Below are 14,687 nucleotides of genomic sequence, written 5' to 3'. Positions count from 1 at the left end.
ATCTGCGAGGCCTGTTTCTGTTGATTAATTAAATCTCAGTCAGGCCGCTGATGAACGAGGCAATACTGAAACTTGCGCTTTCTTCATTGCGCCTTTAACTCCAAACTCTACTTGTCCATCAATCAAAGCAAATAAGGTGTGGTCTTTGCCCATTCCAACATTGACGCCGGGATGAACTTTGGTGCCACGCTGACGAATAATAATTCCGCCAGCATTGATTGCTTGACCGCCATAGACTTTCACGCCTAAGCGTTTTGATTCTGAGTCACGACCGTTGCGTGTTGAGCCGCCGCCTTTTTTCTGTGCCATCTTTCTCTCCTAACTCAGGCCTTAATCGACTTAATCAGAATCTCTGTGTAATTCTGACGATGGCCCTGATGTTTTTGATAATGCTTACGACGACGCATCTTAAAGATTTTCACTTTATCGTGACGTCCCTGGGAGACTACAGTAGCCATCACAGCGGCACCATTAACCAAGGGATCGCCAACTTTGAGCGATGAGCCCTCGCCTACGGCGAGAACTTGGTCAAGAGTAATGTCGCTGCCGATGTCCGCTGGTATCTGTTCTATTTTCAATTTTTCGCCAGCAGCAACTTTATACTGTTTGCCACCGGTTTTTATGACCGCGTACATGGTTAAACCTCTCAAAAAATACTGCAAATAATTACAAATCAACTTAATTCGAAGCATGATTCCTTTAAAAGTCGGTGACTTACAGAAAATCTGCCACTTTGAGCTGAGCCAAGTATTATATCTTGGATGAATAATACTGTCAAAAACAATCACTTAGGGCAAATTTTGGCCCCCATCAGCCCTGATTTACAGGCTTTGGACGAGGTCATTCGCCGTCGACTTGCCTCGGAAGTGGTTCTAATTGATCAAATCTCGTCTTACATCATTCAATCGGGGGGAAAGCGGGTCCGCCCCGCTCTTCTCTTATTAATGGCTAAAGCTCTAGCCAACGGCAAGGAAATTCCCCATGCTTTGGAGCTAGCCGCGGTGGTTGAATTTATTCATACCGCCACCCTGCTCCACGATGACGTTGTGGATGAATCCACCATGCGCCGCGGTAAACAAACCGCTAACGCCGCCTTCGGAAATGCTGCGAGTGTGCTGGTGGGTGATTTCCTATACTCGCGAGCTTTCCAAATGATGGTCGCCCCCAATGACATTCGAGTGATGCAAATTCTCTCGGACGCTACCAACACAATTGCCGAAGGTGAAGTCTTACAGCTTCTCAATATGAATGACCCTGAGGTCGATGAGTCTAGCTATCTTCAGGTGATTCGTTATAAGACCGCAAAATTATTTGAGGCATCGGCTGAACTCGGCGCTCTAATTGCACAAGCAAGCGATATCGAGCGCGAACTCGCAGCCGCATTTGGGCGCCATATTGGCACCGCCTTCCAGCTGATGGATGATCTACTGGACTACACCGCAGATCCCAATGAAATGGGTAAGAATGTGGGCGATGATTTACGTGAAGGTAAACCAACCCTCCCACTGATTTATCTCATGGAAAAAGGTAGCACCGATCAACAACTACTGGCTCGGGAAGCAATCTCACAAAACGAGGAGCTACCAGATGATGTGTTTGATCAAATCCTGCAAGGCATCTACTGCTCTGGCGCCTTAGAGTACACCCAAGACGCGGCGAGGCGCGAGGTTGATTTAGCCCTCAATACGATTAAGGATTTCCCACAAAATGCAGCCAGCGAATCCTTGCGCGCTTTATGCGAGTACTCGCTAATTCGTCAGGGATAAAATAGTCAATACGGAATGTAGCGCAGTCTGGTAGCGCACCTCGTTCGGGACGAGGGGGTCGGAGGTTCGAATCCTCTCATTCCGACCACTATCGCCCAGTTGTCTTTTGCCGAATCTCTTTTGCCGCTAGCCTTGCTGCTTCGGCCTCAGAGCGCAAAGATTCAATTTCCTGCTTTGTTAAACGCTCGATATTCATGTAGTCTAATTTCCAACGAGGATCCTCACTCCAGCGCAAGGCACTTTGCACAGTGGTTCGCGGTCCTGGAGCAACCTCAAGCACATCGAGGACTAAATTAAAAATAATGTGCTGTGATTGTGGGTCTTGAGGTCTTGCTACTGCATTGCCCAAGGGAAAATCATTAAACACGAAGCGCGGGACACCACAGAACTCCACAATATCTTTAGCAGCTCCAATAATGATCGTTGGAATGCCTGCCTCCTCAAGAAAGCGTGCTAACAATGAAATACTTTGATGACAAATGGGGCAATTAGGAACCAAGATAGCGACGTCCACTCCATCGACTTGGCACATTTGCAGAATGCGGGGCGCATCGCTTTCTAAAGTGTGACGTTGACTTCGGTTAGTTGGCAGGCCATAGAATCGATCTGCTAAGTTTCCAATTCGTTGCTCAGCCACTGCTTGTCTAGCGGCATTCAACGGAAACCAGCAGGCCATCTCGGATAAATTCGCATGCTTTCGATCTATACCCACATGCGCAATCCGTAAATCAGGGTTGACTGTGCTTGGCATTGCATAGGGCTCATAAAACTTTGCCTGTGCGTTGTATGGAGCACCAGGCCCCTGATCTCCCTTTGAAGGATCATACGGAACTGCGGTTGTAATTAAAGCCAATGTCGAGGCTTTTAATGACTTTTTTAAGGGGGTAAATGGCACATTGCTGTAATGCGCCCAAACATAGGGATTGTCATAACCAAGTGCCAGATAGTATGAGCGTGTACGTTGAATATATGGAATTGCGCTGTCGAACTCGGGGGCAAAAGACAGTTCTGGCATTTTTTAGAGTGACTCGGTGGTAATTGATAAGATCATGGTAATCATATACAAAGGAGAACGGTACTATGGCACAGTGGTTACGCTACACGCATCAAGGCAATGTTGGATTTGGACAGTTACAAGGCGATCAAATTGCTGTTTATGTCGGCGATTTATTTGCTAACCCCAAAGCAACTGGTGAATTCCTCAAGGTTGCGGATGTGACACTTGAGATACCCTGCGTTCCAAGTAAATTTATTGCCCTAGTGGATAACTTTCATGCCTTGGTCACCAAGCTTGAGCACACCGTTCCAGATGAGCCTTTGTATTTCTTAAAAGCAAGTAATTCCTTTCTAGCGGCGGGACAAACCATCCAAGTGCCGAAATCCTATGCAGGAAAGGTTATTTATGAAGGTGAACTTGGGATTGTGATTGGGACAAAATGCCATGGGGTGAGCGTTGCCGATGCCGCTCAATTTATTTTTGGCTATACCTGTGTCAATGATGTCACCGCCATCGAGATTTTGAATCGCAACCCTGGTTACGCTCAATGGAGCCGTTCAAAGAGCTTTGATACTTTTGGCGTATTTGGACCGACCATCACAACCGATGTGGATCCCATGGGCTTATCGATTAAAACAATCCTTAACGATCAAGAACGTCAGAACTATCCAATGAGCGATATCGTTTTTACGCCCGCTCAATTAGTCAGCCTTATTTCACAAGACATGACCCTCATGCCAGGCGACGTGATTGCCTGTGGAACCTCCGTAGGCGTCGGCTCCATGAAGCCAGGCAGTCAGGTCAGTATCGTGATCGATGGCGTTGGGCGCCTTGATAATCGCTTTGAATAATTAATATCCAGCGGCTACTGGTAATATAAGATTTCCCTTGGCATCCTGCACGTTTTGATCTAGATACTTCGTCAGAGCATAAACGGTATTCAAGCAGGGTGTCGGGGTTCCTGTAATCTCACCTAACTCAATTACAGAGCCCAACAAAGCGTCGATTTCCAATGAACGACCAGCCTCCAAATCTTGCAACATCGAAGTTTTGTGTTTGCCGACTTTTTCAGCACCAGCGATACGTCGCTCAATATCGACACGGAAAGTAACGCCAAGCTTTTCAGCAATCGCTTGCGCTTCGGCCATCATATTGCGCGCTAGCTCTTTCGTCAGAGGGAAGCGGCAAATGCCTTCCAAAGTACCGTGAGTTAAAGCGCTAATTGGATTGAATGTGAGGTTACCCCAAAGCTTTAACCAAATTTCAGCACGAATATCATCCAAGATGGGTGATTTAAACCCTGCAGCCCCCATCACATCTGAAATTTTCTGAATACGTTCCGTGGACTTGCCATCCAACTCGCCGAGCGGGAAACGCACACCCTCGACATGTCGAATAACACCAGGACCTTGTGTAATAGTCGCAGGATATACAACGCAACCAATAATATTGTCGGGATTAATCGCCCGCATGACAACACCGCCTGGATCAACGGTATCGACGGGATGATCCTTGTACTTGCTACTGAGTTTCTGAAAATACCACCATGGAATTCCGTTTTGCATTGGAATTAATATAGTGTCGGGCCCTAGAACCGATACTAGATCATCAATGACAGGTTCCACTTGATGGGCTTTCACTGCCAAAATAATGACATCCTGTTTTGGTAAACCGCGTAGATTTTCAACAGCCTTTACCTTCGCAATGATGGGTTCAGGATGCTCATCGGTAATTAAGGCAAGTCCTCGTTCTTCAATCGCTCGCAATGTAGCGCCACGCGCCATCACCGTTACGTCGTTACCAGAATTTGCCAACATAACCGCTAAATAGCCGCCAATTGCGCCGCCACCACCAATGACACAGATTTTCATGAACACTCCAATTTAAATATGATGATTGGTAATAGTACGATATTTTTTAGGGCTATTAGGATTTCCTTTAATGTTCCTCTTGCCAAATTTATCCAAAAATACCACTCACTTTGTAGCGACCATCCTCAAAAAAGATCAACTCTTTTATAAGACTTAGACGCCACTGGTACTTTTAATGAATCGCCAATCAAATTTGATCTTTAAATAAGCGCAGATCTTGATAGGTTTCAATACCTTAGGCCGTATTTTCCTGATTCAGGAAGGCGAGATAATCCCCACCTATAATCAGGGCTTGCTAGTGAATGGGCCCTAATGGGGTGGTCTAAAGACCATCCAATGATCAATCTATTTTGTCGAAAGAGGACGGTGCGATGCTGCTTTGGTTCGTAATTGCTTATCTCGGCATTTCAATTGCGATTGGTTTGTACGCCGCCACCAAAGTTCACAATGCCAGAGACTACATCACAGCTGGCCGAAATTTACCCATGGCTTTTGTTCTGGCGATGGTCTTTGCTACTTGGTTTGGCGCCGAGACCGTTCTTGGCATTTCGGCAACCTTTTTAGAAGAGGGATTTCGAGGACTTATTTCCGACCCTCTTGGGGCCTCGCTCTGCTTAATTCTGTTCGGACTGGTCTTTGCAAAACCCTTGTATCGACTAAATCTCATCACCCTTGGCGACTATTTCCGATTTCGCTACAACCGCCAGACCGAGTTGCTAATCTCCATTTGCATCATCGTTTCCTATCTTGGCTGGGTATCCGCTCAAATTTCGGCCTTAGGGCTAACCTTTAATGTTTTGTCGAACGATTTAATTTCAATCAGCGATGGCATGCTCATTGGTGCTGGCGTTGTTTTGGTCTATACCTTGTTTGGTGGGATGTGGTCAGTGGCACTCACAACCTTTGTTCAAATGATTGTGATTGTGATCGGGCTTTTATTGGTTGCCAGTAATGCTGCTGATCAAGCTGGTGGAGTTGCTACTGTGATTGCTAAGGCTAGCGCAGAGGGTAAATTTAATTTCTTGCCGACACTAGACCCAATCGATATGCTTGGCTGGATCGCGGCATTGCTAACTATTGCACTAGGCTCCATTCCACAACAAGACGTTTTTCAACGAGTCAATGCAGCCAAAAATGAGTCAATCGCAGTATGGGCTACTACCTTAGGCGGTGTGGCCTATTTCTTTTTTGCTAGTGTGCCACTTTTCTTGGCTTACACCGCCAATATCATCGATCCACAAATGGTCGAGAAATTTCTAGCGAGCGACTCTCAAATGATTTTACCCACCCTGATCCTCAGCCATATGCCTTTTTTTATGCAGGTGGTTTTCTTTGGGGCGCTGATCTCGGTCATCATGAGTACCGCGTCTGGAACCTTACTTGCACCATCAGTGACCTTTACAGAAAATATCCTGAAGGGTTTTTATCATCACATGACGGATAAGCAATTCCTTTGGGCAACGCGCTTGACCGTATTTGTATTTGCGAGCATTGTGACCTTTTACGCGATTGCGACTGAGGCCAAAATCCACACCATGGTTGAAAATGCTTACCGTATTACGCTAGCGGGCGCATTTGTACCACTGGTTGCTGGCCTATTCTGGAAGAAAGCGAGCGATCTCGGTGCCTTGCTTGCGATTACCTTTGGCTTAAGCATGTGGCTCTTACTGGAAATCATGGGTATTGAGGAGCCGGTTGAGCCGCAGTTAATCGGCCTACTAGCCAGTCTGATTGGCATGATTCTAGGAAGTTCAATTGCCCCGCGTTCGCCAGCGAGCGCTACAAATCAACTAAGTAAAGGTCAGCATTAATTACCGACTTCCATTCGAAAGCCAAACCCCGCATGTCCGCTTTATCTGCTGATGAACTTTACCAACGCTCGATTCTTGAATCAGTATCTAGAACGTTTGCGCTGACCATTCCGTTATTACCCCCAAATCTAGAAAAGGTGGTTGGCAATACCTATTTACTCTGTCGCATTATCGATACGATTGAAGATGCATCCTGCATGGATGCAATGACCAAACAAGATTTGTCAGCCAGTTTTGTTAAAACGGTTCTGGGCGAACAAAATCCTAAACAATTTACCGATCAATGCGTAATCGCTCTAGCAGAGCATAGCAATCTAGATGAAAAAGATCTAATTCAAAATATTCCTCGGGTATTACGGGTACTCGATAGTTGCGACATACAACAACGCCAAGCGGTTGCTCGTTGTATTCAAATCATGTCAGATGGAATGAGCTATTTTCATACCCGTCAAAATCCTCGCGGCTTGGAGAGCTTATCTGAGTTTGAAAAGTATTGTTATGTAGTTGCTGGGGTCGTTGGTGAAATGCTAACCACCGTATTTGCCTTACATTCGCCAGCTTTTGCAAAAGCGATTTCACATAAAGAACACTTAGCAATTTCGTTTGGTCAAGCCCTGCAAATGACCAATATTCTCAAAGACTCTCCGGAAGACCGAGCGCGCGGTGTTTCATGGAAGCCAATTGGGATCAGTGAGACGGATTTACTGGTGATCGCTCACCAAAAACTTGAAGATGCTCTTCATTACATTCATTGCATTCCAAAGTCAGAGCTCGGAATTCGGCGCTTTTGCTTTCTTGCCTTTGGCCTAGCTGTGCTAACCCTTAAACAAATTGCACTGCGTCATCACGGCCATATATCAATCGAAGCAAAATTAACTCGGTCGCAAGTGAGTCGCTTTTATGTCTTTACCAAACTTGCCGTTCACAGTGACTGGCTGATGGACATCTTTTTCAGAATCCAAGCTAGATCCCTAAAGGCTTAATCCCTGATGGCATTTTCATGGCCTAATAGCCATTCTTTAATTCTTAAATAGGGTCCGTTAGCCTCACCCACAAACCCACCAATACCTGCTTTTGATAGGACGCGATGGCAGGGAATAATTAGCGGATAGTAATTCGCGGCGCAAGCGCCACCAACTGCTCTAGGGCCTGATTTAACCTGAGTGGCGAGTTCGCCATAAGTCATAGTTTGTCCATTCGGAATAGATTGGATGGCGGACCAAACACGTTGTTGAAAAACGCTGCCCTGAGTTTTGATTGGCAAATCAAAGAGAAAATAAGGATCGTCGAAATAAGCCTCTATTTGCTCTTTGGCATCTCTTGCTAACTCATTGAGGGGTCGACTAACTTTGTCTAAATGACTGAGGTATTGAACGTAGCTAATCATTAGGGATGAATCAACGATTTCGGTACGAATTCGCAATCCGCCAAATGGGGCACGCATCACGCAGTACTGAACATGCCCTGTCAAGCTTGACTTTACCAAGAAAAGGTCCTTTCTGACATCAAAATCAATTGATCTTGATAGTCTAAATATTCAGTATTTGCTATATTGCTTATCTGTGCTTTTCTTGAAAGTGTAGATGGATTCGTTTTTTGATTCTTGGCCCCTTTGGGCACAAGCTGCGCTGGTTGTCTTTTTGCTCGCCCTCTCTGGATTTTTCTCGATGGCTGAGACCAGTATGGTGGCAAGCAACCGGCATCGCTTACGCGCGATGGCAAACAGTGGTCATGCTGGCGCTGCTTTAACCCAAAAACTACTGAAGCGCATTGATACCCTCTTGTCTGTTTTGTTGATTGTCAACAATCTAATCAATACCATTTTGCCAATTTTGGTCACTGGTATTGCGTTGCATTTATTTGGCACTAATGGACTAGTGATTTCAATCGCTACTCTAACCGTCGCGTTTTTAATCATCATCTTTAGTGAAATTACTCCTAAGGTCATTGGTGCCGCATTTGCAGAAAAGATATCGGCCAATATTGGTTGGGTAATTTACCCTCTGACAATCTTATTGAAACCCCTGCTATGGGTTGTGAACTCTTTTGTTTCAGGGTTAATGGGCCTCATGGGTTTAAACCGAAAAGAGGCAGCATTGCAAACGATGAGTACTGAAGAACTCAGAAGTCTTGTTCTGGAATCAAGTCACTTTATTTCAAATCAGCATCGCAGTATCTTGCTCAATCTATTTAATCTTGAAAATATCTCGGTCGATGATGTAATGACACCCCGAGCCAAGATGGAGATATTGGATTTATCGCGACCCATCGACGAGGTCATTGGACAACTGGAAACTTGCTACCACAACAAATTACCCGTATGCGAGGGGGATCCCGAAAAAATTATCGGTATCCTTTCGGTTAAAAAAGCGCTTTCTTTACTCGGTAACGACGAGCTAAGCCACAGCGACTTTCGAGAACTCTTAAGCGAACCCTACTTCATTCCCGAGGGTACCCCAGTCATGCAACAGATGCAGTTTTTTCAAGAAAATCGGCAGCGCTTGAGTCTGGTGGTGGATGAATACGGCAGTGTTCAGGGCTTATTAACATTTGAAGATATTGTGGAGGAGCTCATCGGCGAGTTCACGACCTCCTTTCCGGGAGTGGTTTCCCAAGACGAATGGTCTGATGATGGCTCTTATTTAGCCAATGGAAGCGCAAATTTGCGCGACCTCAATCGTTTATTAGGATTACAGCTCCCCGTCGATGGGCCCCGAACACTCAATGGACTCATTCTGGAAGAGCTTGAAGAAATTCCGGATCATGACCTCAGTGTCAAAGTTGGGGGGGTGGTGATGGAAATAATTCAATTTGATGATCAAGGGATTAAAACGGTGAAACTACACAAACCGTCACCCGAAGAGCCAAGTCTATCGGCGCCTTGATTCAAACTGTCTCAAATACCCAGAATCCATCCCGCAAGCCACTCGAAGAATCTGATCACCATATCATTCGTCTGTGGCAAGAAATTGCTTTATCTGCTGTTAATGAAGATGCGAGCGATATCCATATCGAAGCACAGCAAAATGCGTGTGTCGTTCGCTTTCGTATTCATGGTGATTTATATCTTTTTAGGTCTTACCCAAAAACAGATCATATTCGATTGATTACGCGCATCAAAATTCTAGCGAAGCTGGATATTGCTGAACAGCGCCTACCGCAAGATGGTCGACTAACAATTAGCAGTGGCGACGTAATGAGTCATGAAATTGATTGCCGGGTCTCCACAATGCCAACTTTGTTTGGTGAAAAGGCGGTCATTCGACTTCTCAGAACAACTAATTCTGAATTAGATATTGACCATATTGGCTTGACTGACTCCCAGCTGGATATTGTCAAACGATGCTTAAATCGGCGGCACGGCTTGATTTTGGTATGCGGCCCAACGGGTAGCGGCAAAACACGAACGCTGTATAGCTTTCTTCATTATCTAAATCAACCCCATCTCAATCTTTGTAGCATCGAGGACCCAATTGAAATCCGCCTACAAGGGGTAAATCAAATTGCATATCACCCAAAGGCTGGGCTCCATTTCGACGCCATCATTCGCGCCCTCCTACGACAAGATCCTGATGTCATGATGATTGGTGAAATCCGTGATTCAGAAACAGCCAAACTTGCTGTGAGTGCAGCGCAAACGGGTCACTTGGTACTGAGTACCATTCATACCCGCGAAGCTTTGTCGTGCATCGAACGGCTACGAAATTTTGGGGTAGAGCCCCACTCGATCGCACAAAATCTATTATTTGTAAGTTCCCAGCGCTTAGTTCGGTATCAGAACTCACAGCAGGGGCGGTTTGCAATTCATGAGGTACTGCCCTTCTCTCCCAAGCTCATTGCCGCGATCGAATTAGAAGTGACCGCAACGGAACTTGAAGAAGTTGCTATTACGGATGGGTTTCGCTCAATGCGACATCAAGCTGATGCCTTATTCCATCAAGGGTTAATTGACCAGTCGGTTTTACTTCATGAACTTCCATGATGATTGGACGCTCTCTTTCTCTTCGCGATCAAATCAACTTTACATACCGGCTTCATAGTATTTTGCAAGCAGGGGTGCCGCTCCTTGAAGCTCTCAATCTGCTAGAGCAGTGCTCCCCCAAGCATTGGAGAGCATTTCTGTCACATACGATTCAAGGACTCAAAAGTGGCCACAGTTTGGCGACCAGCCTTTCTGCAAAGGGTAAATGGTTTAGTCCGATTTGTATTGGCTTAATATCAATTGGTGAGAAAACGGGGGCATTAGAGCAATCGCTTTTTTTAATTCATCAACAATTGCTTGCTAAGGAATCACTTGTGCAGCAAATGAAGCAAGCGCTGACCTACCCTGCAATTACCTTTGCTACTGCAATGCTAATGGTCATCACCATGTTGTTGTGGGTTATACCCAGCTTTGAGGAGATCTTTCATCACTTTCACGCTGAATTACCCATGAGTACTCAGTTGTTGATTGGTCTTTCGAGAGGTTTGAATGAGCATGCGCTAGTGATTATGGGTGTAATGTTTATGACAGGCGTCGCCGTGCTAATTCTTTGGAGAAAATCAATCTGGTTTCAAAAGTGGTGTGATCGTCATTGCTTTCAGATTCCGATATTTGGGGATTTGATCCGACTATCACATCAAATCACGTGGTGCCAAAATATTGCGCATTTACTGCAATCCGGCTTAAGTCTCTTAGAGTCGATCCGTATTTGTGCACAATCATCCAATCATTGGCTCAGTCATGATTTGAGTGCTAAGTTATTTAAGCAACTTTCCTTAGGTTGGGATCTTGGGCTTGCCATGAAGCGCATTGATCCTAATGGTCGATTCTTTGATTCTGAAACCGTGCAATTGCTTGAAATAGGCGCTCGAACCGGTATGCTCAATACCATGCTAATCAATCGGTCTCGCTCGTTTGAAAATCAGCTAGAGCATCGGTTAGCCATTCTTAGTCAAAGCCTAGAGCCCGTGTTTATTATTTTTCTTGGTCTTCTGGTAGCAGGATTACTCTTGACGCTCTACTTACCTATTTTTTCATTAGGCAGAATCATTTGATGTGGCTTGATTTCATCCTTCGAGTCGGTCTCATCCTAATCCTCGTTTATGTGGCATGGATTGATATTCAGCGGTTTTTAATCCCCAATCGATTCACTTACCCAATGATTGCCTTAGGTCTTGTCTTTAATTCCCTCTCGCCATTCCCATGGTGCGAGCCATACTTAGCATGGACCGGTGCCATATTGGGGTATTCACTCCTGTGGATCATTAATCAACTCTACAAAAAAGTTCGCGCACGCCATGGTCTTGGCATGGGGGACGCCAAACTTTTAGCAGGCCTAGGAGCTTGGCTTGGAATCCATAGTGCGTTATGGATATTGGTTCTAGCTGCCTTTTGCGGGATTATTGGGGGCCTCCTTTGGCTCAAGTATCAAAAATTACCGTCTACTCACCCCTTTCCCTTTGGCCCCTTTCTAGCATTTGCTGGCATCATAGAAATACTATGGATAAGTCCACTCGCTCACTCCTTGATTTAAAAGGAAAAGTTCCATTTTTAGGCCTGACCGGGGGTATTGGGTCGGGCAAGTCGAGTGTTGCCTCATTTTTGGCAAAGCGCGGGGCCTGGGTGATCGACGCCGATCAAATAGCCCACCAAATAAGCGCCGCCGGGGGGATAGCAGTGGATCCTATTAAAAGCCAATTTGGGCCTGAGTTCATCCTTCCGGATGGATCGCTCAACCGAGCAAAAATGCGTGAGTACGTATTTAAGGATACCGAGTCCAAACGAAAACTGGAAGCCATTACACACCCCCTAATTCGCCAGGAAACCATACTCCAGGCTAAAAATGGCTTAGAAAATCATGCTCCCTACTTGGTATTTGTAGTCCCCCTGCTCCTAGAGTCAGGCACCTGGACCGAGAACCTAGATCATATTGCGGTGGTTGATTGTGAGGAAGAGATCCAAATTCGGCGGGTGATGGAGCGTAGCCAGCTAGACCGCCAGGAAGTGCTGGGCATCATGGCTCATCAGGCAAGCCGGGCTGAGCGCTTGGCAATTGCGGATACCGTGATTCATAACCAAGGGGATCTCGCTAGCCTTGAGGTGGAAGTCGACCGTCTTCATCAAAAAATGCTGGATTTGTAGTTTTTTTGCCAAGGGTCAGCATAAAATAAAACCCTGTGATTATTTACGAATACCCCTTTAATGAACTAGTCCGAAGCATGCTCCGACTGGAGTATTTGTTCGACCGGTTTAATCACTTTGCACGCTCGGACGACGCCGAACTGCACCATAATGCTTTAACGACTTTGTTTGAGCTAGGCGACATTAGCGCCCGGGGTGATATCAAGTCACTACTCCTTAAAGAATTAGAACGCCAGAAGTTTGCGCTCAACCAACTCAAGAATTCTAAAGAAGTAGATCAAGAAAAGCTGGCATCTACCATGGCCGAGTTAGAGCATGCCAGCGCACAAGTGAATGCGTCTGCAATTAAACCCAATGCGCTCATTGGCGAGAACGAATGGCTTAATGCAATTCGGACACGCTTACATACACCGGGCGGCACTAGTCCAATTGATTTACCAGGTTTTTATGCTTGGCGTCATAGTCCCGCCTCTTCAAGACGCGAGCTCTTACAAAAGTTCATTTACCCTATGCTTCCTTGGCAAGAGGCCTGCCATTTATTTTTACGACTGCTACGCGAGTCGGGGGAAAGCAAAGAAGTTTTAGCTCATCAGGGCTCGTTTCAGCAAGCGCCCTCTGGCAAGGTTTATCAATTAATGCGCATTACCTTAGAGGATCCATCGCTCTTTGCTGAAATTAGTGCTAACAAATATTTGGTATCAATTCGGCTGCTTAAGTGTGAGCAAGATCTTAAGCCTACCCTCATCAATCAAGACATTCCCTTTAAGTTAACGTTCTGCCAATTTTGACCTAGGCAGATTACTGCTTACGTACTTCTCAAATACCAACGAACTTTTTCAATCATCGGCCAAGCAGCTGGCAATAATGGTTTAATCGTTAACTCCGAATTAAATATATTTTGCCAAGATAGCTCTTGATTTTCTAGGCCAACTGGCTCCCCCTCCCAGCGATCAACCAAGCACACATGCAGACGAACATAGGCGTGCGGGTAATCATGTTCGAGCATCATGATTTCCTGACAATGGTTTTTATCCAAATCAATCCGAACGCCAAGCTCTTCATATAACTCACGCTCTAAGGCAGTTGTGATGGATTCATTGACCTCCAGCTTACCACCCGGAAACTCCCAATAGCCTGCATAGGGTTTGCCACTGGGTCGTTTACCCATCAAAACAAATGATTGATCTTTTAAAAGGATTCCGACAGCGACCTCAACGATCGGCCGGGATTGATTTATCATGGACTACTTTTTGCCGGATTGGGATCCGGCCCAGTGCTTGGCAAACTGCCAAGCCACACGTCCTGAACGTGAGCCACGCTCTAGAGCCCAGACTAAGGCTTCGGGCCGGGCAGCCTCAATCGCTTTATCCGATAGACCAAAGTGCGCTAACCAATGTGCAACGATCGCAAGATATTCCTCTTGCCTTGGTGGATAAAAAGAAAGCCACAAACCAAAACGTTCTGATAAAGAGATTTTCTCTTCAACAACCTCGCCTGGATGAATCTCACCATCGTCGGTATGAACATAAGACTCGTTATCCTTCATGTACTCGGGTAACAAATGACGGCGATTGGAGGTTGCATAAATCAAAATGTTGTCTACTTGCGCAGAAATTGAGCCATCTAGGGCAGACTTCATAGCCTTATATCCAGACTCGCCATCCTCAAAGGACAGATCATCACAAAACACGATAAATCGCTCCGGACGAGCCGCGAGAATCTCGGTGATATCTGGTAAATCAGCCAAGTGATCCTTATCGACCTCCACTAAGCGCAAGCCCTGAGAAGCAAATTGATTGAGGCAGGCCTTGATCAATGAGGACTTACCAGTACCACGCGCACCTGTTAACAAAATATTATTGGCGGGCTTCTTTTCAACAAAATGCCGGGTATTGTCAATAATCGCATCGCGCTGGCGATCAATATGTTTTAAATCTTGAAACGAGATTGGGGATAAGTGCTTGACTGGCTTTAGAAATCCAATTCGTCCAAAAATACTATCGCGACGCTGCCAACGAAACGCCTTAGCGGTTTGCCACTCAGCATCGGTCAATGGCTTCGGTAAAAATGTTTCGAGATGATCTAGAAGGCGATCGAGTTTGTCATTCACAGTTCACG

Annotated in this window: 17 protein-coding genes and 1 tRNA gene; 11 read left to right on the top strand and 7 right to left on the bottom strand. The window is 45.7% G+C overall.

All coding sequences use genetic code 11. From position 1 onward, the window contains the following. Positions 1–39: 39 nt before the first annotated feature. Positions 40–309, bottom strand: coding sequence for a 50S ribosomal protein L27 (rpmA, locus tag QUE60_RS00995; RefSeq protein ID WP_286223888.1), 270 nt, complete (start codon positions 307–309; stop codon positions 40–42). A gap of 14 nt (positions 310–323) precedes the next feature. Further along, positions 324–635 (bottom strand): 50S ribosomal protein L21, encoded by a 312-nt coding sequence (gene rplU, locus QUE60_RS00990; RefSeq protein ID WP_286223887.1) that lies wholly within the window; start codon positions 633–635, stop codon positions 324–326. A 126-nt stretch (positions 636–761) separates the two neighbouring features. Between rplU and QUE60_RS00985 the strand changes: the two genes are divergently transcribed. Both QUE60_RS00985 and QUE60_RS00980 read left to right on the top strand, forming a co-directional pair. After that, a complete protein-coding gene (locus QUE60_RS00985; RefSeq protein ID WP_286226908.1) occupies positions 762–1,766 on the top strand; it encodes a polyprenyl synthetase family protein in 1,005 nt (334 codons plus the stop codon). 11 nt (positions 1,767–1,777) lie between these two features. Next, positions 1,778–1,854: transfer RNA gene (locus tag QUE60_RS00980), tRNA-Pro, on the top strand. On the opposite strand, the gene QUE60_RS00975 is transcribed toward QUE60_RS00980, so the two are convergent. Continuing rightward, a complete protein-coding gene (locus QUE60_RS00975) occupies positions 1,855–2,781 on the bottom strand; it encodes a glycine/sarcosine/betaine reductase selenoprotein B family protein (protein ID WP_286226907.1) in 927 nt (308 codons plus the stop codon). It abuts the tRNA gene before it with no gap. Positions 2,782–2,846: 65 nt separating this feature from the next. Between QUE60_RS00975 and QUE60_RS00970 the strand changes: the two genes are divergently transcribed. Then, entirely contained in the window at positions 2,847–3,614 is a 768-nt protein-coding gene (locus QUE60_RS00970) for a fumarylacetoacetate hydrolase family protein (protein ID WP_286226906.1), read from the top strand. On the opposite strand, the gene QUE60_RS00965 is transcribed toward QUE60_RS00970, so the two are convergent. Continuing rightward, positions 3,615–4,634, bottom strand: a complete 1,020-nt coding sequence (locus QUE60_RS00965) for a 2-dehydropantoate 2-reductase (RefSeq protein ID WP_286226905.1) — start codon at positions 4,632–4,634, stop codon at positions 3,615–3,617. A 371-nt stretch (positions 4,635–5,005) separates the two neighbouring features. Between QUE60_RS00965 and QUE60_RS00960 the strand changes: the two genes are divergently transcribed. Together QUE60_RS00960 and QUE60_RS00955 are read left to right on the top strand one after the other, a co-directional pair. After that, complete coding sequence (locus QUE60_RS00960) at positions 5,006–6,445, top strand: high affinity choline transporter 1 (protein WP_286226904.1); 1,440 nt, start codon at positions 5,006–5,008, stop codon at positions 6,443–6,445. Between the two features lie 32 nt (positions 6,446–6,477). Continuing rightward, entirely contained in the window at positions 6,478–7,428 is a 951-nt protein-coding gene (locus tag QUE60_RS00955) for a phytoene/squalene synthase family protein (RefSeq protein WP_286226903.1), read from the top strand. On the opposite strand, the gene QUE60_RS00950 is transcribed toward QUE60_RS00955, so the two are convergent. Next, positions 7,425–7,931, bottom strand: coding sequence for a methylated-DNA--[protein]-cysteine S-methyltransferase (locus QUE60_RS00950; protein ID WP_286223880.1), 507 nt, complete (start codon positions 7,929–7,931; stop codon positions 7,425–7,427). The genes QUE60_RS00955 and QUE60_RS00950 overlap by 4 nt on opposite strands. A 97-nt stretch (positions 7,932–8,028) precedes the next feature. On the opposite strand from QUE60_RS00950, the gene QUE60_RS00945 reads away from it, so the two are divergent. The 6 genes from QUE60_RS00945 to zapD are packed head-to-tail and all read left to right on the top strand — an operon-like array spanning position 8,029 to position 13,357. Further along, positions 8,029–9,330, top strand: a complete 1,302-nt coding sequence (locus QUE60_RS00945; RefSeq protein ID WP_286223879.1) for an HlyC/CorC family transporter — start codon at positions 8,029–8,031, stop codon at positions 9,328–9,330. Beyond that, positions 9,327–10,427: a GspE/PulE family protein gene (locus QUE60_RS00940; RefSeq protein WP_286226902.1), complete on the top strand. Its 1,101-nt coding sequence runs from the start codon at positions 9,327–9,329 to the stop codon at positions 10,425–10,427. The genes QUE60_RS00945 and QUE60_RS00940 overlap by 4 nt, the downstream gene beginning before the upstream one ends. Then, positions 10,424–11,482, top strand: coding sequence for a type II secretion system F family protein (locus QUE60_RS00935; protein WP_286226901.1), 1,059 nt, complete (start codon positions 10,424–10,426; stop codon positions 11,480–11,482). Before QUE60_RS00940 ends, QUE60_RS00935 begins: the two co-directional genes overlap by 4 nt. After that, the gene (locus QUE60_RS00930) at positions 11,482–11,961 is read left to right on the top strand and encodes a prepilin peptidase (RefSeq protein WP_286223876.1); all 480 of its coding nucleotides are present in this window, start codon (positions 11,482–11,484) and stop codon (positions 11,959–11,961) included. The genes QUE60_RS00935 and QUE60_RS00930 overlap by 1 nt, the downstream gene beginning before the upstream one ends. Then, on the top strand, positions 11,928–12,569 hold the full coding sequence (gene coaE / locus QUE60_RS00925) for a dephospho-CoA kinase (RefSeq protein ID WP_286226900.1): 642 nt from the start codon (positions 11,928–11,930) through the stop codon (positions 12,567–12,569). Before QUE60_RS00930 ends, coaE begins: the two co-directional genes overlap by 34 nt. Before the next feature lie 35 nt (positions 12,570–12,604). Beyond that, on the top strand, positions 12,605–13,357 hold the full coding sequence (zapD, locus tag QUE60_RS00920; protein ID WP_286223874.1) for a cell division protein ZapD: 753 nt from the start codon (positions 12,605–12,607) through the stop codon (positions 13,355–13,357). A 17-nt stretch (positions 13,358–13,374) separates the two neighbouring features. Here the strand turns inward: zapD and QUE60_RS00915 are convergent, their stop codons facing one another. Further along, on the bottom strand, positions 13,375–13,809 hold the full coding sequence (locus QUE60_RS00915; protein WP_286226899.1) for an NUDIX domain-containing protein: 435 nt from the start codon (positions 13,807–13,809) through the stop codon (positions 13,375–13,377). A gap of 3 nt (positions 13,810–13,812) precedes the next feature. Continuing rightward, positions 13,813–14,679, bottom strand: coding sequence for an ATP-binding protein (locus QUE60_RS00910; RefSeq protein WP_286226898.1), 867 nt, complete (start codon positions 14,677–14,679; stop codon positions 13,813–13,815). Between the last annotated feature and the right edge of the window lie 8 nt (positions 14,680–14,687).

This window comes from Polynucleobacter sp. HIN11 (assembly GCF_030297675.1).
Taxonomy (GTDB): domain Bacteria; phylum Pseudomonadota; class Gammaproteobacteria; order Burkholderiales; family Burkholderiaceae; genus Polynucleobacter.
This window is presented reverse-complemented; position numbering and strand designations above follow the sequence as displayed.